The 24,798-nt window shown below is 58.5% G+C and carries 24 protein-coding genes; 16 read left to right on the forward strand and 8 right to left on the reverse strand.

What is annotated here, in order from left to right; translation table 11 throughout:
• Positions 1 to 2 precede the first annotated feature (2 nt).
• Complete coding sequence (locus Tel_12425) at positions 3 to 203, reverse strand: hypothetical protein (protein ID ALP53875.1); 201 nt, start codon at positions 201 to 203, stop codon at positions 3 to 5.
• 134 nt (positions 204 to 337) lie between these two features.
• Here Tel_12425 and Tel_12430 point away from each other — a divergent pair, with 134 nt between their 5' ends.
• Positions 338 to 943, forward strand: a complete 606-nt coding sequence (locus Tel_12430) for a hypothetical protein (GenBank protein ID ALP53876.1) — start codon at positions 338 to 340, stop codon at positions 941 to 943.
• Between the two features lie 423 nt (positions 944 to 1,366).
• Here the strand turns inward: Tel_12430 and Tel_12435 are convergent, their stop codons facing one another.
• On the reverse strand, positions 1,367 to 1,639 hold the full coding sequence (locus Tel_12435; protein ID ALP53877.1) for a hypothetical protein: 273 nt from the start codon (positions 1,637 to 1,639) through the stop codon (positions 1,367 to 1,369).
• A gap of 148 nt (positions 1,640 to 1,787) precedes the next feature.
• On the opposite strand from Tel_12435, the gene Tel_12440 reads away from it, so the two are divergent.
• Complete coding sequence (locus tag Tel_12440) at positions 1,788 to 2,249, forward strand: magnesium transporter MgtC (GenBank protein ALP54861.1); 462 nt, start codon at positions 1,788 to 1,790, stop codon at positions 2,247 to 2,249.
• On the opposite strand, the gene Tel_12445 is transcribed toward Tel_12440, so the two are convergent.
• The 5 genes from Tel_12445 to Tel_12465 all read right to left on the reverse strand — a co-directional run bounded on the left by Tel_12445 (position 2,250) and on the right by Tel_12465 (position 9,628).
• Positions 2,250 to 3,473: a permease gene (locus Tel_12445; GenBank protein ID ALP53878.1), complete on the reverse strand. Its 1,224-nt coding sequence runs from the start codon at positions 3,471 to 3,473 to the stop codon at positions 2,250 to 2,252.
• A gap of 94 nt (positions 3,474 to 3,567) precedes the next feature.
• Positions 3,568 to 4,860, reverse strand: coding sequence for a hypothetical protein (locus Tel_12450; protein ID ALP53879.1), 1,293 nt, complete (start codon positions 4,858 to 4,860; stop codon positions 3,568 to 3,570).
• A gap of 62 nt (positions 4,861 to 4,922) precedes the next feature.
• Positions 4,923 to 5,435 carry a general stress protein gene (locus Tel_12455; GenBank protein ID ALP53880.1) on the reverse strand — a complete coding sequence of 171 codons (513 nt, stop codon included), beginning with the start codon at positions 5,433 to 5,435 and terminating at the stop codon, positions 4,923 to 4,925.
• A gap of 33 nt (positions 5,436 to 5,468) precedes the next feature.
• Entirely contained in the window at positions 5,469 to 8,534 is a 3,066-nt protein-coding gene (locus Tel_12460) for an acriflavine resistance protein B (GenBank protein ALP53881.1), read from the reverse strand.
• Positions 8,531 to 9,628 (reverse strand): hemolysin D, encoded by a 1,098-nt coding sequence (locus Tel_12465; GenBank protein ID ALP53882.1) that lies wholly within the window; start codon positions 9,626 to 9,628, stop codon positions 8,531 to 8,533. The genes Tel_12460 and Tel_12465 overlap by 4 nt, the downstream gene beginning before the upstream one ends.
• Before the next feature lie 288 nt (positions 9,629 to 9,916).
• Between Tel_12465 and Tel_12470 the strand changes: the two genes are divergently transcribed.
• The 4 genes from Tel_12470 to Tel_12485 all read left to right on the forward strand — a co-directional run bounded on the left by Tel_12470 (position 9,917) and on the right by Tel_12485 (position 12,540).
• Positions 9,917 to 10,204 carry a hypothetical protein gene (locus Tel_12470; GenBank protein ID ALP54862.1) on the forward strand — a complete coding sequence of 96 codons (288 nt, stop codon included), beginning with the start codon at positions 9,917 to 9,919 and terminating at the stop codon, positions 10,202 to 10,204.
• A 69-nt stretch (positions 10,205 to 10,273) separates the two neighbouring features.
• Positions 10,274 to 11,365: a mechanosensitive ion channel protein MscS gene (locus Tel_12475; protein ID ALP54863.1), complete on the forward strand. Its 1,092-nt coding sequence runs from the start codon at positions 10,274 to 10,276 to the stop codon at positions 11,363 to 11,365.
• 358 nt (positions 11,366 to 11,723) lie between these two features.
• On the forward strand, positions 11,724 to 12,230 hold the full coding sequence (locus Tel_12480; GenBank protein ALP53883.1) for a hypothetical protein: 507 nt from the start codon (positions 11,724 to 11,726) through the stop codon (positions 12,228 to 12,230).
• A gap of 88 nt (positions 12,231 to 12,318) precedes the next feature.
• Positions 12,319 to 12,540, forward strand: a complete 222-nt coding sequence (locus Tel_12485; GenBank protein ALP53884.1) for a hypothetical protein — start codon at positions 12,319 to 12,321, stop codon at positions 12,538 to 12,540.
• A gap of 60 nt (positions 12,541 to 12,600) precedes the next feature.
• Here Tel_12485 and Tel_12490 read toward each other — a convergent pair whose 3' ends face one another.
• A complete protein-coding gene (locus Tel_12490) occupies positions 12,601 to 13,341 on the reverse strand; it encodes a hypothetical protein (protein ALP53885.1) in 741 nt (246 codons plus the stop codon).
• Positions 13,342 to 13,805: 464 nt separating this feature from the next.
• On the opposite strand from Tel_12490, the gene Tel_12495 reads away from it, so the two are divergent.
• The 10 genes from Tel_12495 to Tel_12540 all read left to right on the forward strand — a co-directional run bounded on the left by Tel_12495 (position 13,806) and on the right by Tel_12540 (position 24,796).
• Positions 13,806 to 16,196, forward strand: coding sequence for a phosphoenolpyruvate synthase (locus Tel_12495; protein ID ALP53886.1), 2,391 nt, complete (start codon positions 13,806 to 13,808; stop codon positions 16,194 to 16,196).
• Positions 16,197 to 16,311: 115 nt separating this feature from the next.
• On the forward strand, positions 16,312 to 17,055 hold the full coding sequence (locus tag Tel_12500) for a ferredoxin--NADP reductase (GenBank protein ALP53887.1): 744 nt from the start codon (positions 16,312 to 16,314) through the stop codon (positions 17,053 to 17,055).
• A gap of 154 nt (positions 17,056 to 17,209) precedes the next feature.
• Positions 17,210 to 17,734, forward strand: a complete 525-nt coding sequence (locus tag Tel_12505; GenBank protein ALP53888.1) for a hypothetical protein — start codon at positions 17,210 to 17,212, stop codon at positions 17,732 to 17,734.
• Between the two features lie 64 nt (positions 17,735 to 17,798).
• The gene (locus Tel_12510; protein ID ALP53889.1) at positions 17,799 to 18,413 is read left to right on the forward strand and encodes a hypothetical protein; all 615 of its coding nucleotides are present in this window, start codon (positions 17,799 to 17,801) and stop codon (positions 18,411 to 18,413) included.
• 151 nt (positions 18,414 to 18,564) lie between these two features.
• On the forward strand, positions 18,565 to 18,852 hold the full coding sequence (locus Tel_12515; protein ALP54864.1) for a hypothetical protein: 288 nt from the start codon (positions 18,565 to 18,567) through the stop codon (positions 18,850 to 18,852).
• A 312-nt stretch (positions 18,853 to 19,164) separates the two neighbouring features.
• Positions 19,165 to 21,102, forward strand: coding sequence for a hypothetical protein (locus Tel_12520; GenBank protein ALP53890.1), 1,938 nt, complete (start codon positions 19,165 to 19,167; stop codon positions 21,100 to 21,102).
• Positions 21,103 to 21,147: 45 nt separating this feature from the next.
• Positions 21,148 to 21,846 (forward strand): short-chain dehydrogenase, encoded by a 699-nt coding sequence (locus Tel_12525; GenBank protein ID ALP53891.1) that lies wholly within the window; start codon positions 21,148 to 21,150, stop codon positions 21,844 to 21,846.
• A 4-nt stretch (positions 21,847 to 21,850) separates the two neighbouring features.
• A complete protein-coding gene (locus tag Tel_12530; protein ID ALP53892.1) occupies positions 21,851 to 22,591 on the forward strand; it encodes a hypothetical protein in 741 nt (246 codons plus the stop codon).
• A gap of 83 nt (positions 22,592 to 22,674) precedes the next feature.
• Entirely contained in the window at positions 22,675 to 23,046 is a 372-nt protein-coding gene (locus Tel_12535; protein ALP53893.1) for a hypothetical protein, read from the forward strand.
• A 28-nt stretch (positions 23,047 to 23,074) separates the two neighbouring features.
• On the forward strand, positions 23,075 to 24,796 hold the full coding sequence (locus Tel_12540) for a DNA polymerase III (protein ID ALP53894.1): 1,722 nt from the start codon (positions 23,075 to 23,077) through the stop codon (positions 24,794 to 24,796).
• The last annotated feature ends 2 nt before the right edge of the window (positions 24,797 to 24,798 follow it).

Below are 24,798 nucleotides of genomic sequence, written 5' to 3' on the forward strand. Positions count from 1 at the left end.
CGTCAAATATGAAGCATCAGTCCCGCCACGCCACTGACAATCAAATAGAACGCCACGATGTAGTTGAGAAACCTAGGGATCACTAAGATCAAAATGCCCGCCAGAACGGAGATAAGTGGGTTCAAGTAGAGTTCCATGGCCATTATCCATCCTCCAATATTTATCGCGAGCAACATCATTGCCGCAGGCACGGCGCCGCACATTGAAAAATATCAAATCCCAGGGTTAATTGATGAATCTCAATGCATTTATAAACCATCTCGCTACACTAGCGCTGACATTCTAACCAAGGAGATACGCAATGAGACTGAAGCAGCGCACAGCGCTCGCCGTTACAATGCTCACCCTGGCATCGGCACCACTGATGGCTGAATCCCAGCAATCCAAGAGCGATGCGGTGAAATGGGCATACAAGACCACCGACTTGATCGATCATGAGGTGATCAGCGACAACGGCAACAAACTGGGAACGATTAATGAACTGGTGTTCGACGAAACCGGGAAGATTTCCTATTTCGTCTTATCGCGCGGCGGGTTCCTAGGCGTCAATGAAACCAAGATACTGGTGCCATGGTCCGCGCTGGGTGATCTCGACGCCGAAATGGGCTCGTATATCGCCAAGGTGAATTCTGCGGCCATCGAAAACGCGCCCACGCTCTCGCCCAACGACCTAGCCGAATTGACGAACCCGGAGCTGACCCGGGAGGTGGACAAGCACTTCATGGCGGCGGGGATGAGAGACACAGGCATGGCCTCAGCCCCTGATTCTGAAAAGATCCGTCAGAAGTTCAGCAAATACGACAAGGATTCCGACGGTATGCTCAGCCGCGAGGAAGCCAAGGAGATCGCCGGCCTCGCCTCCAGCTTCAAGCAAGCCGACGGCGACGACGACGGCAGCATCAGCCGTGCGGAATACGCACGTTTCGTGGTAACCGACAAATAGCGCCATTCGCAAGGTCCGCACGCCTCGCGCGACCGGGTATTGCCCGGTCGCGCGTTTTTTCATGGGTAAACTCAACAACAGTGCCGGCCCGCCCACACCCACTACACACTAGCGAGAAACTAAGACCAGGCTGCGTTGTCTTAATGTTAAGAACATCCGGCTTGTAAAGCAGGGAAGCTCAAGGAGGATACGATGCAACGCAAAACCGCAAACGCATTGCTTGTTCTCGCCGTGACACTGCTCACCATCGGCGTCATCACCAGCCTGATGATGGGGATCACATAACAGTTTGGCTCTCCTTTGAGGGGGGATTGGGGTGGTGGATCCCAACGTAACTGGCTTGCCACCACCTCTTTTTTGGCATTGAGGCGTCCGCCCGCGGCGGACGCCGCTGTTGCAACGGCCCGCCGCATGTTGCGCGGGCTAAGCGTCTGACTGACCGGGCGCTTGCTTATCGCCGCAAGAGTTAATGCCCAATAAGGCATTTAACGGGCAGAATCGAATCGCGCCCGTCACCAGCCCAATGGTCGCCAGTACCAGCACCACGGTTTGCCACACCGGACCCATCGGCACGGCCAGCGCAACGACCAATAGTATCGCTCCGGCAACCAGACGGACCACCATATCCACACCACCGACATTGCATTTCATTTTTTCCTCCAACATCATTTGCACTAGGCATCGAATGGTGAGCATAGTCAATTTGCGCTTGGCTTTGCATTGAAAAAACTCAATCCCTATAAAAACCAGACAAAATATACTCACTGTCCTAAAATGTGATGGATATTTTGCCGACGCGTTCGCGTTGAATCGCCGACGCACACCATGGGAGATGACCGCCAAAATGGAGGCATGGGTCACCGGCTGGAATAATCTCGCTTCCCACCTCGGGCACATGGCATTGGCCTATGTGTTGGCGCTGCCCATCGCCTGGGATCGGGAATACCGGTCACAAGGCGCCGGTTTGAGGACGTTCCCCCTGGTGGCGGTAGGCAGTTGTGCTTTCGTCTTGATCGGCATGGCTGTGCTATCGAATTCCGAAAGCCACGCCCGTATTCTCTACGGATTGATGACCGGCCTGGGCTTTATCGGGGGTGGCGCCATCTTAAAAAGCGAGGCCGGCGTCAAGGGCAGCGCTACTGCAGCCAGCATCTGGATTACCGGCGCCATGGGCGCAGCGGTGGCGTGGCAGCGTTATGAGATCGCAATCTTCCTAAGCCTGGTGGATTTTTTGACCCTGCGCCTAGGGGCGCGCTTGAAAAGGGCTTTTGGTCGAAACCACAACCGAGACAACCCGCCTCGATAATTAAGCCTCCCCCAGCAACAGACCGCCCGCCAACCACACAACTGCGACAAGCGCCAGACTGCGCAATATCTTATCGGTCAGCGACGCAGAGCCCTCGTGAGCGTGATGATGGCCATGCCCGCCGCGCCGAGTCCGCCACCACAGCCAGACCAATACCGCGGAGATCAATAAAAATATCAGGTTTAGGACGAAGCCGTAATTGAATTGGAAATAATCCCGGCTCACAGGCGAATCCCCGCCGCTACGCTCAGGCAGCATATCGAATGTCGACAGTCCATAGTGCAATAGTAGGGCAGTCACGACCAGACCGCTCAACAACATCGCCAAGATATATAACGACATGCGCCACCCGTAATAGGCGGCGTTGATACGCAACACCGGCAATACCACCAAGTCGGAAAATATGAACGCCATCACGCCGGCAAAACTGACGCCGTGGTCGAACAACAGGGCGGCCAGCGGGATGTTGCCCATGGAACCGATAAATGTGAAAAACGCGGCCAGCGGCCCAACGACCGTTTGCGCCAAGACCTGGAAGAAACTCAGCTCCGCCTGGCTGCCGCCCGAGCCGACAAACAACAGTTCGAAGAAGCGCTCCGGGACGAAGGCCGATATGATCCCGGCGAGGGTAAAACCGATCAGCACGTCCTTCCAGACCATCTGCCATTCCATCACGTAGGTCTCGCCGATCTGCTGCCAACCCGCCACGCTGAACAATTTTCGGCGCCAATCGGGCGCCCCGGCCTCGTCCCCGCCATTCTCACGATCGAGACGTTGGCGTACCCGCTGCAACAGCTTTTTCGGTTTTGTCAGACGAATAAAAAGCCAGGCGAACAGAATCAGTAAGATCCCACCGAGGTATTCGCCCAGCACGAACTGCCAACTGAGAAAGATGGCGATGACAATGCCCAGTTCAACCACCAGATTGGTGGAGGCCAGCAAAAAGGCCATGGCCGGCGCCAGGCCGGCCCCTTTCTGCAACAGTGCTCGGGTGGAGGCCAGGGCGGAGAAGCTGCAGGAACTGGAAATAAATCCGAAGAACGCGGCCAACGCCATACTGCGGGCGCCGGCCGTGCCCATCGCGCGCTGCATACGGCTGCGAGTTACCAGGACCTGAATCAGACTGCTGATCAGATAGCCCAGGGCGAAGGCCCATAAGGCCATCCAAAAAAACCCGAGACTGGTCATAACCGCCTCGTGCCAATGTGATAAAAAGCGCTGCATGTCGATTTTCTGCCCTTAATTAGCACCCCATACCGCCATGAGACTCACATATGGTGCGGAACTAATGAATACGCGTTAGTACGTGCCACAACGGCTATTGCCGTGCCGTCCTCTCAGCGGCAGGCGGATCTTGCGACTGAGTGCGCTGGTAGTGCAGCTGAGTCACATCCTGGGGGAAAATCATGCCTACGTTCCATTCGAAATAGACCTGCAACTTGCGCAGCAGGGTAGGCATCTTAAACAAATAAAACGCGCGCCACAGCAACCAGGCGGGAAACCCCGACAGTTTGAGCCCGAAGACCCGGGCGATGGCGCGATGATGCCCCACCGAGGCGAGTTCGCCGCGCGAGGTATAGCTGAAGGCCTGTGTCGACCGCCCTTTGATACGACGGACGATATTGTCGGCCAGCTGTTGCCCCTGGCGCACCGCGAACTGGGCGGTGGGCGGACTCGGCTCGCGGCTGGCACGATTGCTGATCAAGGCGCAGTCGCCCACCGCCCAGATGTCGGCGAAACCGCTGACCGACATATCCGCGTCGGTGCTCAGGCGCCCTTTTTGTTTCGGTAGATCAAGCTGTTCGATCAAGGGAACGGGACGGGTCCCGATGGTGCAGACCACGTTGCGACTGTCATAGCGCCGGCCCTGATTGTCTTCACATCCGTGTTCGTTGACCGCGCTGATGCGTGCATGGAAACGCACTTTGACACCGCTGTGCCGCATGGCCCGCAATGCGAACTCGCCCAGCGAAGGCGGAAACTCCGGCACCAAACGCTCACCGCTTTCCAACAGCACCACGTCCACGTCCTGCGCCTCGACGCGCGAATACTGGCGACAGGCGGCACTGAAAAAATCGCTCATGGCGCCGGCCACCTCGACGCCGCTGGAGCCGCCGCCAACGATATAGAAACACAAAAGTTGGCGACGCAGCTGTGCATCCTCGGTCTGTTCCGCCTGTTCCAACCGCTCGATCATTCGGTTGCGCAGATACAGGGCGTCACCCAGGGTCTTCAAGGGCATGCCGTATTCCGCCATGCCTGGCACCAGGTCGAGCTTGGCACGCGTGCCGCAGGCCAAGACCACGTGGGCATAGGGCAACTCATGCCCGCCGTTCTCGCCATAGTGCACAATCCGTTTGTCCATATCGATGTGATGCACCCGGCCGTACAAATAGTCGCGTTTGTCGACAATCTGCCGCAGCGGCGCCACCGAATGGCCGGGCAGCATGGAGCCGCCCACCACCTCCGGCAGCAGCGGCGTGTAGATCATGTAGTTCTCTTCACTGATCAATAGCGCCCGCCAACCCGGTGGCAGCCGTTTCGCCAAGCGCCGCATTACCGCCGTGCCGGCGAAGCCACCGCCGATCACCACCACGTTACGGGTTTTCATCGCGCCCTCCTTCCGTTGAGCGGTTGAGGTCTTCAAGCACAGCTAATCCCATGGCGTACGCTTTAATCGTGCAGGCGTTTCAACAGCGCTTCGCAAAAATCATCCAAGTCGTCAGGCTTGCGCGAGGTAATCAGATTGTCGTCTTCCACCAAGGGCTCATCCACCCAGCGGGCACCGGCGTTTTCCAGGTCGGTGCGCACCGAAGGCCAGGACGTCAGGATCTGACCCTTCACCACGCCCGCCTCTATGAGCAACTGTGGGCCGTGGCAAATCGCCGCCACGGGTTTGCCGCTCTGGACGAAACGGCGCGTGAATTCAACCGCCTTGGCGTCGGTGCGTAGATTATCGGGGCCGTGGCCGCCGGGGATGACCAGGGCATCGAACTCGTCCGGGTCGGCATCGGCGACGGCACGGTCGATTTCCACCGCGCTGTTTTGGGTCTTGCCATGAATCAGGGCACCGGCCTCCCGGCCCAGCACCACGACTTCATCACCCGCGTCACGCAGAGTCTGGAAGGGCACTTGAAATTCCGAGTCTTCAAACCCGTCGCCGACCAGCATCGCTACATGTGCCATTGTCTATCTCCTTTATGTGTGTTGGTGAAAAGTTCAGGCCTCGGCCTGCTCGGCCGCGGTCTCGTCCTGCGCCCGGTCGCGGGCCAACAGCAGGTACATGGCCGGCACCACGAACAGGGTGAACAAGGTGCCGATGCCCAGCCCGCTGGCGATCACTAGCCCGATGTGGAAGCGGCTTACCGCCCCCGGGCCGCTGGCGCTGAGCAAGGGGATCATGGCCACCAGCATGGCCACCGTGGTCATGATGATGGGCCGCAGCCGAATCGTCGCGGCCTCCTCCACCGCTTCACGCTTGCTCATACCTTCGCGTAACTGCAGTTGATTGGCGAATTCGACTATCAAAATGCCGTTCTTGGCGATCAAACCGATAAGGGTGATCAGCCCCACCTGGGTGTAGATGTTGATGGTCGCGAAACCGAGGGTGAGAAAGATCAGCGCGCCGGCGATGGACATGGGCACCGACACCAGGATGATGAAGGGATCGCGCCAGCTTTCGAACTGGGCCGCCAGCACCAGATAAATCACCAGGATGGACAGAAAGAAGGTCACCACCAGGGCGCTGCCCTCCTGGGTGAACTGACGCGAAGTACCGGCGTAATCGAAGCCGATGTTGGCAGGAAACAATTCGCTGCCCTTCTGCTGTAGATATTGCAATCCCTCGCCCAGGGTAATCCCAGGCGCGACGGCACCCTGGATGGTCACTGAGTTGAGCTGCTGGAACTGGGTGCGCGCGCTGGGCTGCACGGATTCAGTAAAACTTACCAGGGAAGCCATGGGCACCAGCTCGCCGGAACCGGACCGCAGGTAATAATCGCTCAGCATGTCACTGTCGAGACGATAGTCACGCGCCACCTGTGGAATGACCTTGTAGGCCCGCCCCTGCAGATTGAAACGATTGACATAGCTTCCGCCCACCATGGCCGCCAGGCCCTGGCCGATATCGGCCATGCTGATACCCAGGTCGCCGGCCCGGTCGCGGTCCACTTGCAGCGTGGTCTTGGGGCGGGTGAATTCGGGGCTCTTCTGCAGAAACTGAAACTGGCCGCTTTGCATGGCGGCGCCGATGAGACGTCCGGCCAGCTCGTCCAGGGTCTGGTAATCGGCGTCGCTGGTGAGTATGAACTGCACCGGCGGCCCGCCCGAGGTGCCGGGCAAGCTGGGGCGGGAAAATACGGCGATCTGCATGCCGGCGATGGAGTTCATTTTCTGCTGCAATTCGGGGCGGATGTCCATCTGCGAGCGCTGCCGCTCGGACGGCGGCGGCATCTTGAAGCCGCCGAACACGGTGGTGGGATCGCCGCCCTGTCCCAATAGTAAAAAGCTTTCGTCGTATTCGGGGATGCGTTCGAAGCTGTCGACGATCTGGCGCGAGTAGGCGCGACTGTAATCAATAGTGGCGGTCTGGGGCGCCGTGGCCTGGAAGAACAGAATGCTCTGGTCCTCGGTGGGCGCCAGTTCGTTGGGCGTAGTGACGAACATGAAATAGATACTCACCAACACGATGGCGGCGAAGGTGCCGCTCACCGGCAGGTAGTCCAGGGAGCCGTGCAGCATTTTTCGATAAGCGCCGGCGACAGCCTCGAACACGGCATCCACGCCGCGCTTGAAACGCCCCGGTTGTTCCTCGCGACGCAGCACCTTGGAGGACAGCATGGGCGACAAGGTCAGGGCGATCACACCCGAGACCAACACCGCCCCCGCCAGGGTAAAGGCGAATTCGGTGAACAGGGCGCCCACCAGCCCGCCCATAAAGCCGATGGGCGCGTACACCGCCACCAGTGTGGTGGTCATGGCGATGATGGGCAGGGCCAGTTCGCGCGCCCCTGCCAGCGCCGCCTTGAAGGGCTGCTCACCCTGCTGGATGTGGCGGTAGATGTTCTCCACCACCACGATCGCGTCGTCCACCACCAGACCGATGGCCAGCACCATGGCCAAGAGCGTGAGCAGGTTGACCGAATAGCCCAGCAGCAACATCAGAAAGCCGGCCCCGATCAGTGACAGGGGCACCACCACGATGGGCACCAAGGCGGCACGCAGCGACCCCAGGGACAACACGATGACGAACAACACGATACCCACCGCTTCCAACAGGGTAGTGAAGATCTCCCTGATGGAATCCTCGATGTAGAGACTGGCGTCATAGGGTACGACGACTTGCAAGCCCTGCGGCAGCTGGCTGCGGATCTCGGGCAGCTGCTGGCGCACGCGCTGGGCCACCGACAAGGGATTGGACCCCGGGGTCTGCTGGATACCGACAAAGATGGCGGGCTTACCCTTGTACCAACTGGCGGAGTCGTAGTTCTCGGCGCCCATCTCCGTCTCGGCGATGTCGTCGATGCGCACCAAGGTACCGCCCTGATTGCCCACCACCAGCTTGCGAAAGCCCTGCACGTCGCCCACGTCGGTGGTCACGCCCAGATCGATGGAGACGTAGGCCCCCTTGGTCTGCCCCACGGCGGCCAGATAGTTGTTGGCGCGCAGCACGCGCTGCACGTCTTGGGGCGTCACGTCCAGGGCGGCCATGCGGCGCGGGTCGAGCCAGATGCGCATGGCGAATTGCTGGTTGCCGATCAGCTCTGCCTTGGCCACCCCGGGCACGGCCTGCAGCTTGGGCTGCACCACGCGCAGCATGTAATCGGTGATCTGCGAGGACGACATCTCGCCGCTAAAGAAGGCCAGATACATGAGCGCCGTGGCGTCGCCGGTGGTGGAGTCGATGGTCGGGTCCTCGGCCTCGGCGGGCAGGACGTTGCGCTGACTGGCGACCTTGGCCTGGATCTCGGCCACCGCGGCGCTGGGATCGTAGTTCAACTCCATGTGGGCCTCGATCAGCGAGCGCCCCTGGGTGCTGCTAGCCGTCAGATAGTCGATGCCCTCGGCCTCGGCGATGGCCTGCTGCAAAGGCGTGGTGACAAAGCCCTTGACCAGCTCGCTGCTGGCGCCCGGAAACAGGGTGGTCACGCTCACCACGGTGTTGCGCGTCTGCGGGTATTCGCGCACTTCCAGCACCGCCAGAGAGCGCAGCCCCAGCAACAGGATCAACAGGCTGATGACACTCGCCAGCACCGGCCGACGAATGAAGACGTCGGTAAATCTCACGGCGCGCTCACCTGCTCATCCAGCGCCACGGAGTTATCGATGTTGACCGACTGACCGTTACGCAGCTTGACCTGACCGGCGAGCACCACCCGGTCGCCGGCCTTGAGACCGCTTTTGATCTCCACCCGGCCGTCGCGCACCGCACCGGTCTGCACCTGGCGCCGTTGCACCACCCGATCGCCCTCCCGCTCCTGGATGAGGAATACGGAATCGCCATAGGGGTTATAGGTAACGGCGGTGTGCTGCAACGTCAGCACGTCCTCGCGCGCAGGCAACATCAGCTTGACCTCGGCAAACATGCCGGGACGCAACCGTTGCTTGGGATTGTCCAGGGTGGCACGCAGTTTAACATTGCGCGTCTCCGTCTCCACCTTGGGGCTGATGGCCGTCACCGCACCCTTGAAGCGTTGCGCGCCAAAGGCCTGCACCGTCAATTCCACCTCGTCACCTTCATCGAGCTTGGCGAGATGACGCTCGGGCAAGGAAAAGTCCACATGCACCGGATCCAGCGATTGCAAGGTGACGATGGGGGCGCCCGGCGCCAAGTACTCGCCCAGATTCACCTGCCGTACCCCCAGCTGTCCGCTGAAGGGCGCCTTGATGGCCTTCTTGGCCAACAGCGCGCGGGTAGAGGCGATTTGCGCCCGGGCGTTACGCAAGCGGGACTGGGCCTGATCATAGGTGGACTGGGGCACGGTGTTGTCGCGCAGCAGGTCTTCGGCGCGTTCGAATTCCAACTCCGCCAGGCGCTCCTCCGCCTGTAGGCCCTCCAGACGGGCCTGGTCGACACTGTCATCCAACTGCACCAGGAGTTTGCCCGCTTTGACCATTTGACCGGATTTGAATTCGATGGCGCGCACCTGGCCGGCCACCTCGCTGGAGACATCCAGGCCTTGATCCGCCACCAAACTGCCTACGGCAAACAGAGAAGGCTGCCAGGTTTCCTGCTGCACGCGCGCAGCCGCCACGGTAGCGGGCGGCGCCGACTCGCTCGAGCCCGCCGCCGTCTGCTGCGAGCGGTAATACTTCCAGCCGAAGACGGCGCCGAACACCAAGGCCACGGCGATGAGCATGAGAATAAATCGCTTGAACATGTGCCAACCTTATGATGTCGGGCCGACCCCCGGGTTTACCAAGCACGCGGGGCCACACCCGGCGTGAAGATTCATGATTGCCTGTGTCATGGCCTATTGCATTGAGATTCATCAATGGCCGGACATTGCGTCGACACTATGGCCGGTGGATTGCAATCGGCCGGCGCCAACGACTTGATAAACATCAATGACCGACCACTCGTGCTGGCGAAATATAGTGTGTCTCTATCATCATCTGAATTTGGATCGCCTGGTACAATGATTAAACACAGCACACAGGAGGCCGAGATGGACAAGAAACAGGCATATCAAGACAAAATGGACGCCCGCTTAAAAGAGTGGGACGCTAAGCTCGCTGAGCTGGAGGCGCGCGCCGCCCGGGCCGAGGCGGAACAAAAATTGGCGTATTACGAACAACTCGAGTCACTGCGCGAAAAACAGAAGAGCGCCCGTCAGCAACTTGAAGCGCTGCGCGACGCAAGTGAAGACGCCTGGGAAGAAATCACGGACGGCATGGAACGGGCCTGGGATGATCTGAGCCTGGCCATCAAGAACGCCAGCCAACGATTCAAATAGTTTCGCTACTAGGATAATAGACCTATGCAGAATCCTGAGGAATGGGGCGATTGGTCACTCTTCGCCATTATGGATATCACATTTTGGCAGAATAGTCTTATGGACTGGCTGATCGCGCTGACGGCCACCCTGACCGCGATTGTCTTGTTAGGAATAATCAAAAAGCTCCTTATATCGCGGCTATCCAAGCTTGCCACTAAGACCAAAACCTTTCTGGACGATGACTTTACAGAAGCCCTAAAACACACCAAGGGATTATTTCTATTTATTGTCAGCCTCTATCTGGGTGCGCAATTCGTCGAACTGCCTGACCGCGCCGACATCATCCTCAGCAACATTAGCGTCATCGCTCTGTTTATTCAGACGGGTCTGTGGGCCTCGGTGGTATTAACCCAAACCCTTGACCGCTATCGCAAGAAGCAACTGGATGAAAACCCGGCCAGTGTGACTACAATCAGTGCTATCGGCTTTGTCGGAAAATTGCTGCTGTGGTCGGTGGTCCTGCTGCTGGCCCTGGATAATCTAGGTATTAATGTCACCGCCCTCATCGCCGGTCTTGGCGTAGGCGGTATCGCGGTCGCGCTGGCGGTGCAAAACATACTCGGCGACCTGCTGGCGGCCCTTTCCATCGTGTTGGACAAACCCTTTACGGTAGGCGACTTTCTCATCGTCGATGATTTTCTCGGCAGTGTGGAGAACGTCGGTCTGAAGACCACGCGCATTCGCAGCCTCTCGGGTGAACAATTGGTATTTTCCAACTCGGATCTACTCAGCAGCCGCTTGCGCAATTACGGGCGCATGTTTGAACGCCGAGTCGCCTTTCCGATCGGCGTCACCTACCAAACCCCACGTGAACAGCTGGAAAAGATTCCGTCCATCCTGCGCCAGGCCGTGGAGGCTCAGGAGAATGTCCGCTTCGATCGTTCACATTTCAAGGAATACGGCAACTTCTCGCTTAACTTCGAGACTGTCTATTATGTCAAAGGCCCTGATTACAATCTCTACATGGATATCCAACAGGCCATTAATCTGCACATTCACAAACGTTTTGAAGAAGAGTCCATAGAATTCGCCTATCCGACCCAAACGCTATACGTCATGAATCGCAACGGCACAGATCAAACACACGGCGGATCGATGGCGCCTGAACAGCAGGGCTGAGATTCATATGGACATAAAAAAACCGGCATTCCTAAGGAAGGGAGGGTAGGAATGCCGGACAAAAGCTCGGCCGGGTTGGGGATCCCGGCGCCGAGCCCTAGCCACTCCAAAGGGCGTGATGGAGCGGCGATGAGTCAACCATGATAACGACTGATCATTGCAAAACATTGACAAACATCAATCGCACCTGCGTCGCTTTATCCTGGTTTTTACCACTGAAAAATTGATAATTCGCAATGCCTCTTAGCGCTGTGGCGCGCTATGATAATTTCAAGGTTGAATTCCCGACACGTGCCGTCACCCGAGCAACAAAACCAATAAAAAAATGATCTCCCGGGCAAGCGCAAGGAGATGCATTATGGTCCAGACCGGTTTTCTGACGGACAATCAAACCATCCTCGACAGAGGCCACAGCCCCATTGACCCAGGCGCGATGATCGCGGCCTACCGTGCCGGTCCCCGCATGGTGATCAACTTGGCCAATGACACCTCTACCTCTGAAGCCATTAGTGTACTGCTGCATTACCAGTCAACCAGCCACGATGCCAAGGCCAAGCCCGGTGGATTTGTCCAGCACATCGATGACCCCGCGACAGACGTCGATGGACTTGCCGAGCGCGGGGTTCAACCGGGCGGTTCACCGATATTTTTACCTGACACTCCGGATGCCCGTGCGCACACCGAATCCATTCGCGCACAGACAACGCCGAAAATGCTCAAAGAAGGTTTGGCGTCGGAATGCATCGCCGCGGGCGGTTCTGGTGACATGACAGCATTTGTCGCCGTTCCCGCCCCAAGCACACGGCATTTACTGAAGGATATTCTTATTGTCGAAGGCAGCCTGCCGACGACCCGCCCAAGCTGATCGACCACATGCCCTCGGCGCCTGAGCCGAAAAACCGACTGGAGACAACATAACCATGCCGAAAGAATCAGAAAACGTGATGCAAGCAATGAAAGAAACACGTGAGCTGCTCGCCCAAGCCGAGCGAACACTGACGCGGGCAAAGACGCGCTGCGCTCACGTGAACGCCCATGAGTTGGAACACGTGTTGCGCGACATACGTATGCTGTACAACCGCACGCTGGCACTTACCGCCGATGTCAACCGTCGCGCCATCGACAAATTCGCGCAAACTCGGCGGGGGCCGCGCAGCTGGCCCAAACAGCAATAGGCCTGCTTGGGCCAGAGCGCGGGCGTGTGAATCGACGGGGCGCTGGCGGCGCCGATATTTTCAGTGCTGGGCGATAAAATTGAGCGCCGATTCATCGCGCTGATAACAATCATGCGTATTGTACGGAGGGTTTGTGGTCGGACAGGGGGACAAGAGCTTGTTGCGCTTGAACTCTGCCAATACGCGACTGACGCTTTCCGGGGTCGCGCCGAGTATGTCGGCCATCTCTTCACAGGTCAACAACCTGACTTCGTTGGACGGCAACTGATTTTCTATCTCGGAAAGAAAGTTCACCAGCCGCGCGACACGCGCCTTAATCGCACCGGTGGAAAGCTCGGCGATCCAAAGGTCGGCCTCTTGCAGGTAATCGAACCAATGTTCGATCAGACGGCAATACAGATGGGGGTTTTCCTCTTTGACACGCAACAACTCATTGGCGGGAATGCGATAGACCTCCACATCGTCAACCGCGATCGCGGTGTGTTCATAGGGCTGACCCAGCAAGCCGCCCAGCCCCAACCATGAACCGGTGGAATGCACGCGCACGATCCTGGCCCTGCCATTGGGCAGATGGCTGATCAGCTTGACCATGCCGCGGCGCACCACATAGACCGTGTCTACGGTACCGCCTTCGTTATAGATCATTGCCTTGGCTGCATAATGCGCCGGCCGCGCTGAAAACAGGCGCGCGATGGCGGCATCCGTCAATTGCAGGCCGTCCTCAGTCTTACCGTTTTGCGCAGTACGAGCGACAAATTCTCCGCTTCCATTGTCTGCGAAAAACTCATTTCCCTTCAGCATGCTACACCTCCTGGTCTGTGGGTGAATTTGCAAAAAAATTTACAGATTCCTCGCCCCCGCGGTCGATATGGCGACAGCAAAATCAGGTGCTGGTATTAGGACTGCCCGCTTGTAGTTTGTCTGACTCGTGTGGAATGATGTGAGCGCCATTACGAGTCACATTGTTGCAACGCGACACTGCATTCACAGCTGTACTAACGGTAGCACAGCCAACCCCCCATTGCACGGTGCCAAACTCATCACCTTAGTTAACAGGATGATTATGAAAAAAATATTTGTCATGGTTCAGATTGATAATCCGCAATGACAGAGTGAACGTGTCATCTTAGATTTGTAAATGTGTATATGCAGACGTGCTAACGAATTCAGGGCGTATAAATCACACATTATATTTGGCGTTGAAATGGCCGGAACTGCTGCTTTTCCATCGGCTTATCCGTAGATTAATAAATCAGGAATCAACCATGACGCATCAACCTGTCTACGCCATTCCCCTGTCCGAACTGGGGTCGAGCGATGTCGCCAAGGTCGGCGGCAAAAACGCCTCCTTGGGCGAAATGATTCAGCACCTCGAAGCGGCGGGCATTCTCGTACCCGACGGCTTTGCCACGACCGCTCAGGCGTATCGTGACCATCTTGCCGCCACCGGTCTGGACGACAAGATCGCCGCGCAACTGCGATCGTTACGCAATGAAGAACAGGCGCTGCATGAAACCGGCGAGGCGATCCGCCACATGATCCTGGACGCGGCATTTCCCGATGACTTTAAGGAGGCCATTGTCGGCGCCTATGAGCGACTGGCCGAGCGCAGCGGCCGCGAACAACCCGCTGTGGCGGTGCGCAGCAGCGCGACGGCCGAAGACCTGCCCGAGGCCAGCTTCGCCGGCCAGCAGGAGAGTTTTCTCAATATTCGCGGTGCCGCCGCCCTGCTCGATGCCTGTCGCCGCTGTTACGCCTCGCTGTTCACCGATCGGGCCATCAGTTATCGTGAAAATCACGGTTTCGATCACATGAAGGTGGCGCTGTCGGTGGGTGTCCAAACAATGGTGCGGGCCGGCAATGGTGCGGCCGGGGTGATGTTTTCCATCGATACTGAAACCGGCTTTCCGCGCGCGGTGCTGATCAACGCCGCCTGGGGCCTGGGCGAGACTGTGGTCCAAGGGCTGGTGGATCCGGACGAATACCTGCTGTTCAAACCCATGCTGGAAGACCACGAGCGTACGCCTATTCTGGAAAAACGGGCCGGCAATAAGGCGCGCAAGATGGTCTATAGCGATGCCGATGACGAGCCGACTCAGCTGGTGGACTGCAGCGCTGAGGAACGCGACGCCTTCGTGCTCAGCGATGAGGACATTCTCACCCTGGCGCGCTGGGCGCTCATCATCGAGAAACACTATGACCGGCCCATGGACATGGAGTGGGCCAAAGACGGCGACAGCGGTGAACTATTCATCCTCCAGGCGCGGCCGGAAACGGTGCAGTCGCAGAAGCAGGCCGGCGTGCTGAAAACGTATAGTCTCAAGGCGAAAGGCGAACAACTGGTGACCGGACTGAGCATCGGCGACGCCATTGCCGCCGGCAAGGTGTGCAAACTGGATTCCGCCGCACAGATCGACCAGTTTGAAGATCAGGCGGTACTGGTGACCGGCATGACCGACCCGGATTGGGTGCCGATTATGAAACGCGCCAGCGCTATTGTCACCGACCATGGCGGCCGCACCTCCCATGCCGCCATTGTCAGCCGCGAGCTGGGCCTGCCGGCGGTGGTCGGGTGTGGTGATGCCACGCAGCTGCTGGAAAACGACCAAGAAGTCACGGTCTCCTGTGCCGAGGGCGACAGCGGCTTTGTCTATGCCGGTATCAGCGACTTCGAGACCGAGGATGTATCGCTGGAGGATATTCCCGAGACCCGCACCCGGATCATGCTCAACATCGCCAATCCCGCCGCCGCCCTGCGCTGGTGGCGTCTGCCGGGCGACGGCATCGGCCTGGCACGCATGGAGTTCATTATCAACCATGGCGTTAAGATCCATCCCCTTGCCTTATTGCAACCCGATCGGATCGAGGACGACACGGCGCGCCAGCGCATCGCCGAATTGACGCGCAACTGGCCCGACGGGCCCAGTTATTTCATCGACACGCTGGCCTACGGCATCGCCCGCATCGCCGCCTCGCAACACCCGCGCCCGGTGATCGTGCGCATGAGCGATTTCAAGACCAACGAATACGCCGAATTGATCGGCGGGCGTAATTTCGAACCGCGGGAGGCCAATCCCATGCTGGGCTGGCGCGGCGCCAGTCGTTACTACAGCGAGGAATACCGCGATGGCTTCGCCCTGGAATGCCGCGCCGTCAACAAGGCGCGCCGCGACATCGGCCTGGACAATATCATCGTCATGATTCCCTTTTGCCGCACCGCCAAGGAGGCGGACCGGGTATTGGCAGTCATGGCGGAAAACGGCCTAAAGCGCGGCGAAGAGGGCCTGCAGGTCTACGTCATGTGTGAGATCCCGTCCAATGTGGTGCGTGCCGCCGACTTCGCCCAACGCTTCGACGGTTTTTCCATCGGCAGTAACGACCTGACCCAGCTGACCCTGGGGGTGGATCGTGACTCCGACCTTCTCGGCCACCTGTTCGACGAACAGGACGAGGCGGTGAAGGATATGATCACCAGCGTCATCAACAGCGCGCATGCACATAACCGCAAGGTCGGGCTATGCGGCCAAGCGCCCAGCGACCATCCCGAGTTTGCCCGTTTCCTGGTCACGGCCGGCATCGATTCCATCTCGGTCAACCCCGACAGCTTCGTCAAGGTCAAACAGCAGGTCGCACAGGCGGAACACGACGGGGGCTAAGCGTTCCGAGGCGCTGCCCATCCCCACGATACGCAACTCATCAGCGGGTTCAATGTCTTAATTAAGACACCGCGGTGTATACCCGAACCGCGCAATACGGAGAAAAAGCGATTTAATGGCGACCCCTATACAAGGCAGAGTGGTAGAAAAAAAATTATGGACGCCGCGGCTGGTTTCGCTGCGTTTCGAGGCGGATGTGCAGCCCTTCAAAGCGGGGCAGTTTTTGCGCGTGGCGCTGGAACTGGGCGGCGACCTTGTCGGTCGGCCCTACTCCTTTGTCAATTCCCCGGAAGAGTGGCCCCACGAAATCTACTTCAACATTGTCGAACAGGGTCAACTTTCGCCGCGTTTGGCAGCGCTTGAGCCGGGCGATGCGCTGTGGGTCAATCCCGTTGCCAACGGCTTCCTGACCTTGGATGAAATACCCGAGGTGCGTCACCTCTGGCTGCTTGCCACCGGCACCGGTATCGGTCCGTTCTTGTCCATGCTCAAGACGGACGGGCCATGGCGCCGTTTCGACAAGATCGTGCTCGGCCATAATGTGCGCGAGGCGCGCGAACTCACCTACCAGGACAGCATCGATCACCTGCTGCAGCGCCACGGCGAACAACTGAGCTACACACCCCTGGTGAGCCGAGAACACGTTACCTACACCCTGCATGGCCGTATTCCCATCAACATCCTCAACGGCAATTTGGAACAACACGCCGGCATCAAAATCAGCCCCGCCGACAGCCACGTGATGCTGTGCGGCAATTCCGGCATGATCGAGCAAACCGTAGAACTGCTGGCCGAACGCGGCATGAAACGTCATCGTCGTCGCGAGCACGGCCATATCAGCAGCGAACAATATTTCTAGAACGCCCCCGCCCCGGCCTTATTGACATTGATCAATGCGGCTTATCCGAGTTTGCGCAATAGTGACTGCATGATGGAATTTCGACCGGAAGATCGTGTCCGTTCCTGTCATTTATTTAGTGTCTAATAACTAAGGAGAACGAAATATGCTGACAATGAAACTCAAAAATCTTGTCATTCCCGTATGCAGCCTAGTCCTGCTGCTGCCGGCCTTCGCCTATGCTGACAAAGACAAGGACATGGAACACAAGATGATGATGTCCGTCGATCATATGGGCGAGCCGATCACCGTCGATATTCTGATCGGCAAAAACGTCAAGGACAGCGAGGGTCGGGATATCGGCGAAGTGGAGACATTGATCATCAATCGAACCGGCCGCATTACTCATGCCGTGCTTTCCTTCGGCGGCTTCATGGATATCGGCGACGATCTGATTCCCATTCCATGGTCTGTGTTTGAGCTTGACCGGAACCTGGTGGCCACACCTCAGGACAGCCCATTGCAGCTGAGAGTTACCAAACAGAGGCTTGGCGATGCACCGCGCATTAATGAACCCACGCACCCGCTGCCGGGTCATGAAATCACGAAACTGGACCAGGCCAACGCCTATTTCAAGGACGAGATCAAGGAGCGCCATAAGGAATGGAAGCGCGCCCACAAAAAAGGCAATATGATGTAATGCCTGCGCCTCGTAAATATTTGCAGCATCCTCATAACAATGGGATTGCCAAGGAGGTGCCACCATGAACCGCAATTTTGTTCCAACCCCGTTCAGGGCCGGCGCGGGCGCACTGGCCCTTGGCCTGACCCTGCAGCTGAATGCCTGCGCCAATCCAGGCGCGAGCAACGACAGCGCAGCGGCCGACGGCCAGCAAACACAGCAACAGACGCAAACCATGCAAGCGCCGACCGACGCGAATGTACCGGCCATGGACCAGCTGGCAAATGACATGACGCAATACCGCGAGGTCTACCGCGTCGGCGAAAGCGTGATCCTGCCGTTGCCGGATCAAACGCTGTTTCGCGAGCCCGGCAGCGTGGTTATCAGCAACGAAGGCGGCACGCTGTTGACGCGCATCGGCGAGATTCTGCGTCAATACCCGGGTACCCAAGTCTTTATCCAGGAATATGTGCCTGCCGGCGAGATCAAAGTGCAAACGCGCAAGCACGCCATGGATCAGGCCTACATCATTCGCAGTGAACTGATCGGGCGTAATATTCCACCGCAACGACTGGTGGTGGACATCGAACCACGCAAGCCGCGTGCGCAGGAGGACGGCGGCGACCAGGCCCAGGCGCCGGAAGCGCTTTCTCTGCAGCAGCATCGCTTCGACCTGCATATCGTGCCCTACGAATGATGTCCACGGACCCGCTTGATCACCATCGCCCGACCTGCCCGGCTGATTGACTTGTCCGGACCTTGGGCTATGGTAATTGTTCGTGGAATGTGCTTTTAAGTCGGTAAATCATGGCATACGTGATGCCTTAAGGAGGGCTTAAATGATTAACTTGAATATGGAAATTCCCGAGGTAAGGGCGTGTGATGAAAGCCGCTGTGCCTACAATGTAGAGCAGTCCTGTCACGCGCGCGCCGTCACTATCGGTGACGATGACAAACCCATGTGCGACACCTTCTTCAGCTCATCAAGGCATGCCCATAACACCAAGCAAACGGCGGGGGTGGGCGCATGCAAGATCAGTGGCTGCCGGCACAATGACGATTTCGAGTGCCAGGCAGACCATATCGACATTCAGACACCCAATGGCCAGGCGCGATGCATGACCTTTGCCAGCTGAAGGCGAGCCAGCCCTTGCGGGTGCCGGCGCCGCTCCTTTGTGGATGGCCCGCGCCGTTTCCATGACTGCCGAAACGGCGCGTGTTTCGGGCATCGATTCCCTGCAAGCGTGCTTATCCCCCCGACTGGGTGCCAAGGCGCTGGCGATACGGGCATGGATGGCTCGGTGTGTGGGCTTTGGATTAAAGAAACATAGATGCCATGGACTACATCCACGATCCAGACACCGATTTTCGCCCCATCGACGCGCTCACCCAGCGCCAGGCCGCCGACCAAGCCGATGCCCTGCGCGAGGCAATCAATCATCACGACTATGTACTACGTCAAAAACCAACCGGCCATCGCCGACGCGGTCTACGATCAGTTGTTCGCCCGGCTACAGGCCCTGGAGGCGAGCTATCCCGATCTACAACAGGCGAACTCCCCCACGCGCCGAGTCGGCGCCGAGCCGGTCAGCAAACTCAAAAAGGTTCGGCATCAGGCCCCCGTGCTCAGTCTGGAGGGAACGCTCGAAGCGGATCAGGTGCAATCTTTTCTGAAGACTGTCGGCAAAGACGATGACCACAACGAACCGCAGCTCTATCTCGAGCCCAAATTCGACGGCTTTTCCGTCGAGATCGTCTATCGGCAAGGTCGCTTCGATTACGGCGCCACGCGCGGTAACGGCGAGGTGGGCGAAGACATATCCCACAACTTAAGAACCATCGGCGCCCTTCCCCTCACTCTTCAAGACGCCGAACATGCCCCCCAGACCCTGGCCGTGCGCGGTGAGGTCTTTATGCCAAGACATGGCTTTGTCGAACTCAACAAACAGCGTGTCGAACGCGGCGACAAACCCTTCGCCAACCCGCGCAACGCCGCGGCTGGAATGATGCGTCAATTGGATTCGCGCAAGGTGGCAGGCAAACCGCTGGATATCTTTGTGTATGAAATCATATCCAGCTCCGCAGAACGCCCCGCCTCCCATGATCAGGCCATCAATATGTTGCAGCGCTATGGTCTCAAGACCTCGCCCGAAAACCAGCGGGCCTCCTCGCTCAAGCAGATCCAGCGCTATCATGAGGATCTGGCGCAACGCCGCGATGGCCTGGATTACGAAATCGACGGCATCGTCGTCAAGCTGGACGATTACCGTTTACGCGCACAGCTCGGCAGCCGTGACCGCAACCCGCGCTGGGCCCTGGCCTGGAAATTCGCACCGCGCGCCGAAATCACCACCTTGGAGGCGATCACGGTGAGCGTGGGCCGTACCGGTATCCTGACCCCGGTGGCCCTGCTGCAACCGGTGGACGTGGGTGGCGTCACGGTCAGCCGCGCCACCCTGCACAATGCCGACGAGGTCAAGCGCAAGGATGTGCGCGTCGGTGACCGGGTGCGCATTATCCGAGCCGGTGATGTCATTCCGGAGATCCAAGCGCGCCTCAAACAGCCTGGGAAGAAGCGCCACCCGCCCTTCACCATGCCCCGGCGCTGTCCCGTCTGTGGCACGGAGGTGGTGCCCGAGGGGGCCTATTTTCTCTGCAGCGCGGGATTGGCCTGCCAGGCCCAACTGGCGGGACATATCCTCCACTACGCCGCTAACGACGCCATGGACATCGATCATCTCGGCGAGAAGACTGTCCAGCAACTCATCGACGCTGAGCGGGTCCATGATCTGGCCGACTTGTACCGCCTCAAGGTGACGCACCTGGAGGCCCTGGAAGGCTTCGCCGAGAAATCCGCCAAACAGCTTTACGACGCCATCCAGGGGGCCAAGCAGGCGCGCCTGGACCGCTTCCTGTATGCCTTGGGTATCCGTCATGTGGGCCGCCACGTGGGCCGTCAGCTGGCCGCCCATTTCGGCACCCTGGAGGCGGTGACCCAGGCCGATCAGGCCGCCATCGAAGCCATCCCCGAGATCGGCCCCGAGATCACCGCCTCAGTCAGCCACTTCTTTGCCGAGCAACGCAATCGCAAAGTCCTGCAGCGTCTGCAGAAAGAAGGGATCGACGTGCAAGCCATGCCGCAGCGGCGGGCACAGCCGCTCAAGGGCAAGACCTTTGTCTTCACCGGCACGCTGGAACACTACAGCCGCACTGAGGCCAAGGAGCAGGTGGAGATGCTGGGCGGTCGCGCCACCTCCAGTGTCAGTGGCGAGACCGATTACGTGGTGGTGGGCAGCGACCCGGGCAGCAAGCGCGAGGACGGACGAAATGAGGGGGTTGCGCTCATCAACGAAGATGAGTTCATCACCATGACCGAAGGCGGCTGACGGGCGAGCAGGCTCGGCGGCTTTAATGTACCTAAGGAGGAATCTATGCCCAATATACTCATCACCGGCAGCAATCGCGGCATCGGCCTGGAATTGGTTCGCCAATACGCCCAGGCGGACTGGCGGGTCTACGCCACCTGCCGCCACCCGGCCGAGGCCCACGAACTACACGGGCTGGCCAAGGAGAACGGCCAGATCTCCATTCACCGTCTCGATGTCACGGTGGCCGAAGACATCAAGGCCATCGGCTGGGCGCTGGAGGATGTCCCCCTGGATATCCTCTATAACAATGCCGGGGTCTATTTGGAAGACGACTACCTCAAGCCCGCGCCGGGCACTATTCGCTATGACCTGTGGCTACGCACACTGGAGGTCAACAGCCTCGGAGCGGTGCGTGTGAGCGAGGCCCTGCTGGATAATGTTGCCGCCAGCGACATGCGTTTGATCACGGTCATGACCAGTCATATGGGCAGTATCGAGGATATCAGCATACCGGGCAGTTATTACTATCGTTCCAGTAAGGCCGCCCTCAATGCCGCCATGCGCGGGTTCGCCGAAGCGCTGCGCGAGCGCGGCATTGGGGTCTTGCTATTGCACCCGGGCGGGGTCCAGACCCGTATGGGCCCCAGTGACGGCATTCGCCCGGCGGAGAGTGTACGGGGCCTGCGCCAGGTCATAGACGCCTTCACCCCCGACCAGACCGGCCTCTTCTTCCGTTATGACGGCGAGCCCATGCCCTGGTAGACCCATGACCCAAGGCAAGCTCCACATCGGCACCTCGGGGTGGAACTACGATCATTGGAAGGGCCCCTTCTATCCCGAGGAGCTGCCGGCCAGCCAGATGCTCGACCACTATACGATGCATTTCAAGAGCGTCGAACTCAATAACTCGTTTTATCATTTACCCAAACGGGCGACGTTGGAAAAGTGGCGCGAGCTCACACCGGTGGGCTTTGTCTTCAGCGCCAAGGCCAGTCGTTACATCACCCATATGAAAAAACTCAAGGATCCCGAGGCCAGCGTCAAGAAATTCTTTGAGCGTATCACGGCCCTGGACGACAAGCTGGGCCCCATACTGTTCCAACTGCCGCCGCATTGGCAGTTCAATCAACAACGACTGCAGCAGTTTCTCGAGTGCCTGAGCCAGGACTTTCGCTATACCTTTGAATTCCGCGATCCCAGCTGGATCAACGATGAGACCTTCGAACTGCTGGCCCGTTTCGATGGCGCCTTCTGCATCTACGAGCTGGACGGCCATCTCTCCCCCAAGGAGATCACCACCGATTTCATCTATATTCGCCTGCACGGGCCGGACGGCCCCTATCAGGGCAATTACGACGATCAGACCCTGAGTGGCTGGAGTGGCGCCATCTCCGCCTGGGCCAGGCAGGGCCTATCGATATATTGCTATTTCGATAACGACGAAGCGGGCTACGCCCCCCAGAATGCCCTGCGCCTGCAATCCATGCTCAGACCCAAAGACGACTAGGCCCGTGCCTTGACATTCCTCAATGACAGCCTATCGGAAAACACTGTATTGCTATCCACTTGCAGCGCCATAGGAGAACACACATGGGCGATCAATTGAGCGCCAAAGCCCTGGTAAAGCAATATATCAATATCTGCAATGACGTATTGCTTAGTCATCGTCAATCCGCCCTACTGAAACAGGTCCTGGCGCTGATCAATCGCCGCTATTCCCAGGAGTCCATCACCTTCAAGCTTGTGGATGATGAAGGGCATGAACAGGGACGCTTCACCACCCGCTTCGTGGACGGCACATTCATGCCCATCGAGGACGCGCAAGACAGTGAGTCATCCGACATCCGCCTGGTCTTGGAGCAACGCTATGTGCAACAGGTGGTGGAGCATGCAGAGGACTATATGGAACACCCGACCAAACTGGACTGGGATTGGCTGACCGGCGAAGTAAGGTCGGAATAGCGATCGGGTCCAAGCGAGGATAGGCACGGTGGCGATACACAATAATGAAATCGCTTCGGCACTGGAACGCCTGGCCGATCTGCTCGATATCGAGGACGCCAATCCGTTTCGGGTGCGCGCCTATCGCAATGCCGCACGCACCGTGGGCGGCTATTCCCGGAGCATGGCCGACATGGTCGAGCACGGGGAAGATCTCTCCAAGTTGCCCGAGATCGGTAAGGATCTGGCCGACAAGATCAAGACCATGGTGGAGACCGGCAAGCTGCCCGTGTTGAACGAGGCGGAATCGCGCACCCCACCCGCCCTCAGCGATTTGATGAAGATCGAGGGTCTGGGACCCAAACGGGTGAAGATCCTCTACCAGCACCTGGACATCCATAGCCTAGAGGATCTCAAGCGCGCCGCCAACAAGGGCAAGATTCGCGAACTGGAAGGCTTCGGGAAAAAGACCGAGGCGATGATCAAACAACGGGTGGAGCGCTACAGCGGCGCCGAAAAACGCACCAAACTCCTGGTCGCCCAAGAGGTAGCCTCGGCCCTGATCAAGTACCTCAAACGCAGCCAAGGCGTGAAACAGATCACCGTCGCGGGCAGTTATCGGCGCCGCAAGGAGACGGTGGGCGATTTGGACATTCTGGTCAGCGCCAAAAAGGGGTCCACCGTAATGACGCGTTTCGTCAATTATGAAGAAATCATCGAGGTGATCTCCCAGGGCAAGACCCGCTCCACGGTGCGTCTGCAAAGCGGCCTGCAGGTGGACGTCCGCGTAGTGCCGCAGGTGAGCTATGGCGCCGCCTTGCACTATTTCACCGGCGCCAAGGCCCACAATATCGCGGTGCGCAAGCTGGGGGTCAAACAGGGATACAAGATCAACGAATACGGGGTATTTGAGGACGACAAACGCATTGCCGGCAAGACCGAGGCAGAGGTCTATCAGGCGGTGGGGCTGCCCTATATCGAGCCGGAGTTGCGGGAGAATCGTGGCGAGATCGAGGCCGCTCGAAAGGGCAAGCTGCCGCAATTGATTACCCAAGACGAGCTATGCGGCGATCTACACGCCCATACCAAGGCCTCGGACGGCCACCACAGCCTGAGGCAGATGGCCGAGGCCGCGGCGCAACTGGGTTATCAATATCTCGCCATCACGGAGCACTCCCACCGCGTCACCGTGGCCAACGGACTGGATAAGACGCGCGTGCTCAAGCACATCAAAGAGATCGACAAACTGAATGCACAACTGGACGACATCCAGTTGCTCAAGTCCATCGAGGTGGACATCATGGAGGACGGTTCGCTGGACCTGCCCGATGACGTACTGGCGCAACTGGATCTCACTGTCTGCTCCGTACACTACAAATTCAATCTATCGCGCACACAGCAGACCGAACGGATCTTAAAGGCCATGGACAATCCCCATTTCAATATTCTGGGCCATCCCAGCGGCCGCTTGATCAATGAGCGGGAGCCCTATGACGTCGACCTGGAAAGGCTGATGCAGGGCGCCAAGGAACGGGGCTGCTTTGTCGAGCTCAATGCCCACCCCGATCGCCTCGACCTCACCGACGACGCTTGTCTGCTGGCCAAGGAGATCGGCCTCAAGGTGGCCATCTCCACCGACGCGCACAGCACCAACGATCTGGATTTCATGCACTTTGGCATCGGTCAAGCCCGGCGCGGCTGGCTGACGGCCGATGATGTGATCAATACGCGGCCGTTAAACCAACTAAAGAGGCTGTTGCGGCGCGACTGACG

This window comes from Candidatus Tenderia electrophaga, from assembly GCA_001447805.1.
GTDB lineage: Bacteria > Pseudomonadota > Gammaproteobacteria > Tenderiales > Tenderiaceae > Tenderia > Tenderia electrophaga.

Coding starts and splice junctions, on each gene's coding strand:
- Tel_12505 (ALP53888.1), top strand. CDS start 17,210: ATGAAACTCAAAAATCTTGTCATTCCCGTATGCAGCCTAGTCCTGCTG.
- Tel_12465 (ALP53882.1), bottom strand. CDS start 9,628: ATGTTCAAGCGATTTATTCTCATGCTCATCGCCGTGGCCTTGGTGTTC.
- Tel_12495 (ALP53886.1), top strand. CDS start 13,806: ATGACGCATCAACCTGTCTACGCCATTCCCCTGTCCGAACTGGGGTCG.
- Tel_12445 (ALP53878.1), bottom strand. CDS start 3,473: ATGCAGCGCTTTTTATCACATTGGCACGAGGCGGTTATGACCAGTCTC.
- Tel_12500 (ALP53887.1), top strand. CDS start 16,312: ATGGCGACCCCTATACAAGGCAGAGTGGTAGAAAAAAAATTATGGACG.
- Tel_12490 (ALP53885.1), bottom strand. CDS start 13,341: ATGCTGAAGGGAAATGAGTTTTTCGCAGACAATGGAAGCGGAGAATTT.
- Tel_12435 (ALP53877.1), bottom strand. CDS start 1,639: ATGCTCACCATTCGATGCCTAGTGCAAATGATGTTGGAGGAAAAAATG.
- Tel_12455 (ALP53880.1), bottom strand. CDS start 5,435: ATGGCACATGTAGCGATGCTGGTCGGCGACGGGTTTGAAGACTCGGAA.
- Tel_12470 (ALP54862.1), top strand. CDS start 9,917: ATGGACAAGAAACAGGCATATCAAGACAAAATGGACGCCCGCTTAAAA.
- Tel_12430 (ALP53876.1), top strand. CDS start 338: ATGCTCACCCTGGCATCGGCACCACTGATGGCTGAATCCCAGCAATCC.
- Tel_12425 (ALP53875.1), bottom strand. CDS start 203: ATGTGCGGCGCCGTGCCTGCGGCAATGATGTTGCTCGCGATAAATATT.
- Tel_12520 (ALP53890.1), top strand. CDS start 19,165: ATGTACTACGTCAAAAACCAACCGGCCATCGCCGACGCGGTCTACGAT.
- Tel_12450 (ALP53879.1), bottom strand. CDS start 4,860: ATGAAAACCCGTAACGTGGTGGTGATCGGCGGTGGCTTCGCCGGCACG.
- Tel_12480 (ALP53883.1), top strand. CDS start 11,724: ATGGTCCAGACCGGTTTTCTGACGGACAATCAAACCATCCTCGACAGA.
- Tel_12535 (ALP53893.1), top strand. CDS start 22,675: ATGGGCGATCAATTGAGCGCCAAAGCCCTGGTAAAGCAATATATCAAT.
- Tel_12475 (ALP54863.1), top strand. CDS start 10,274: ATGGATATCACATTTTGGCAGAATAGTCTTATGGACTGGCTGATCGCG.
- Tel_12525 (ALP53891.1), top strand. CDS start 21,148: ATGCCCAATATACTCATCACCGGCAGCAATCGCGGCATCGGCCTGGAA.
- Tel_12440 (ALP54861.1), top strand. CDS start 1,788: ATGGAGGCATGGGTCACCGGCTGGAATAATCTCGCTTCCCACCTCGGG.
- Tel_12485 (ALP53884.1), top strand. CDS start 12,319: ATGAAAGAAACACGTGAGCTGCTCGCCCAAGCCGAGCGAACACTGACG.
- Tel_12510 (ALP53889.1), top strand. CDS start 17,799: ATGAACCGCAATTTTGTTCCAACCCCGTTCAGGGCCGGCGCGGGCGCA.
- Tel_12530 (ALP53892.1), top strand. CDS start 21,851: ATGACCCAAGGCAAGCTCCACATCGGCACCTCGGGGTGGAACTACGAT.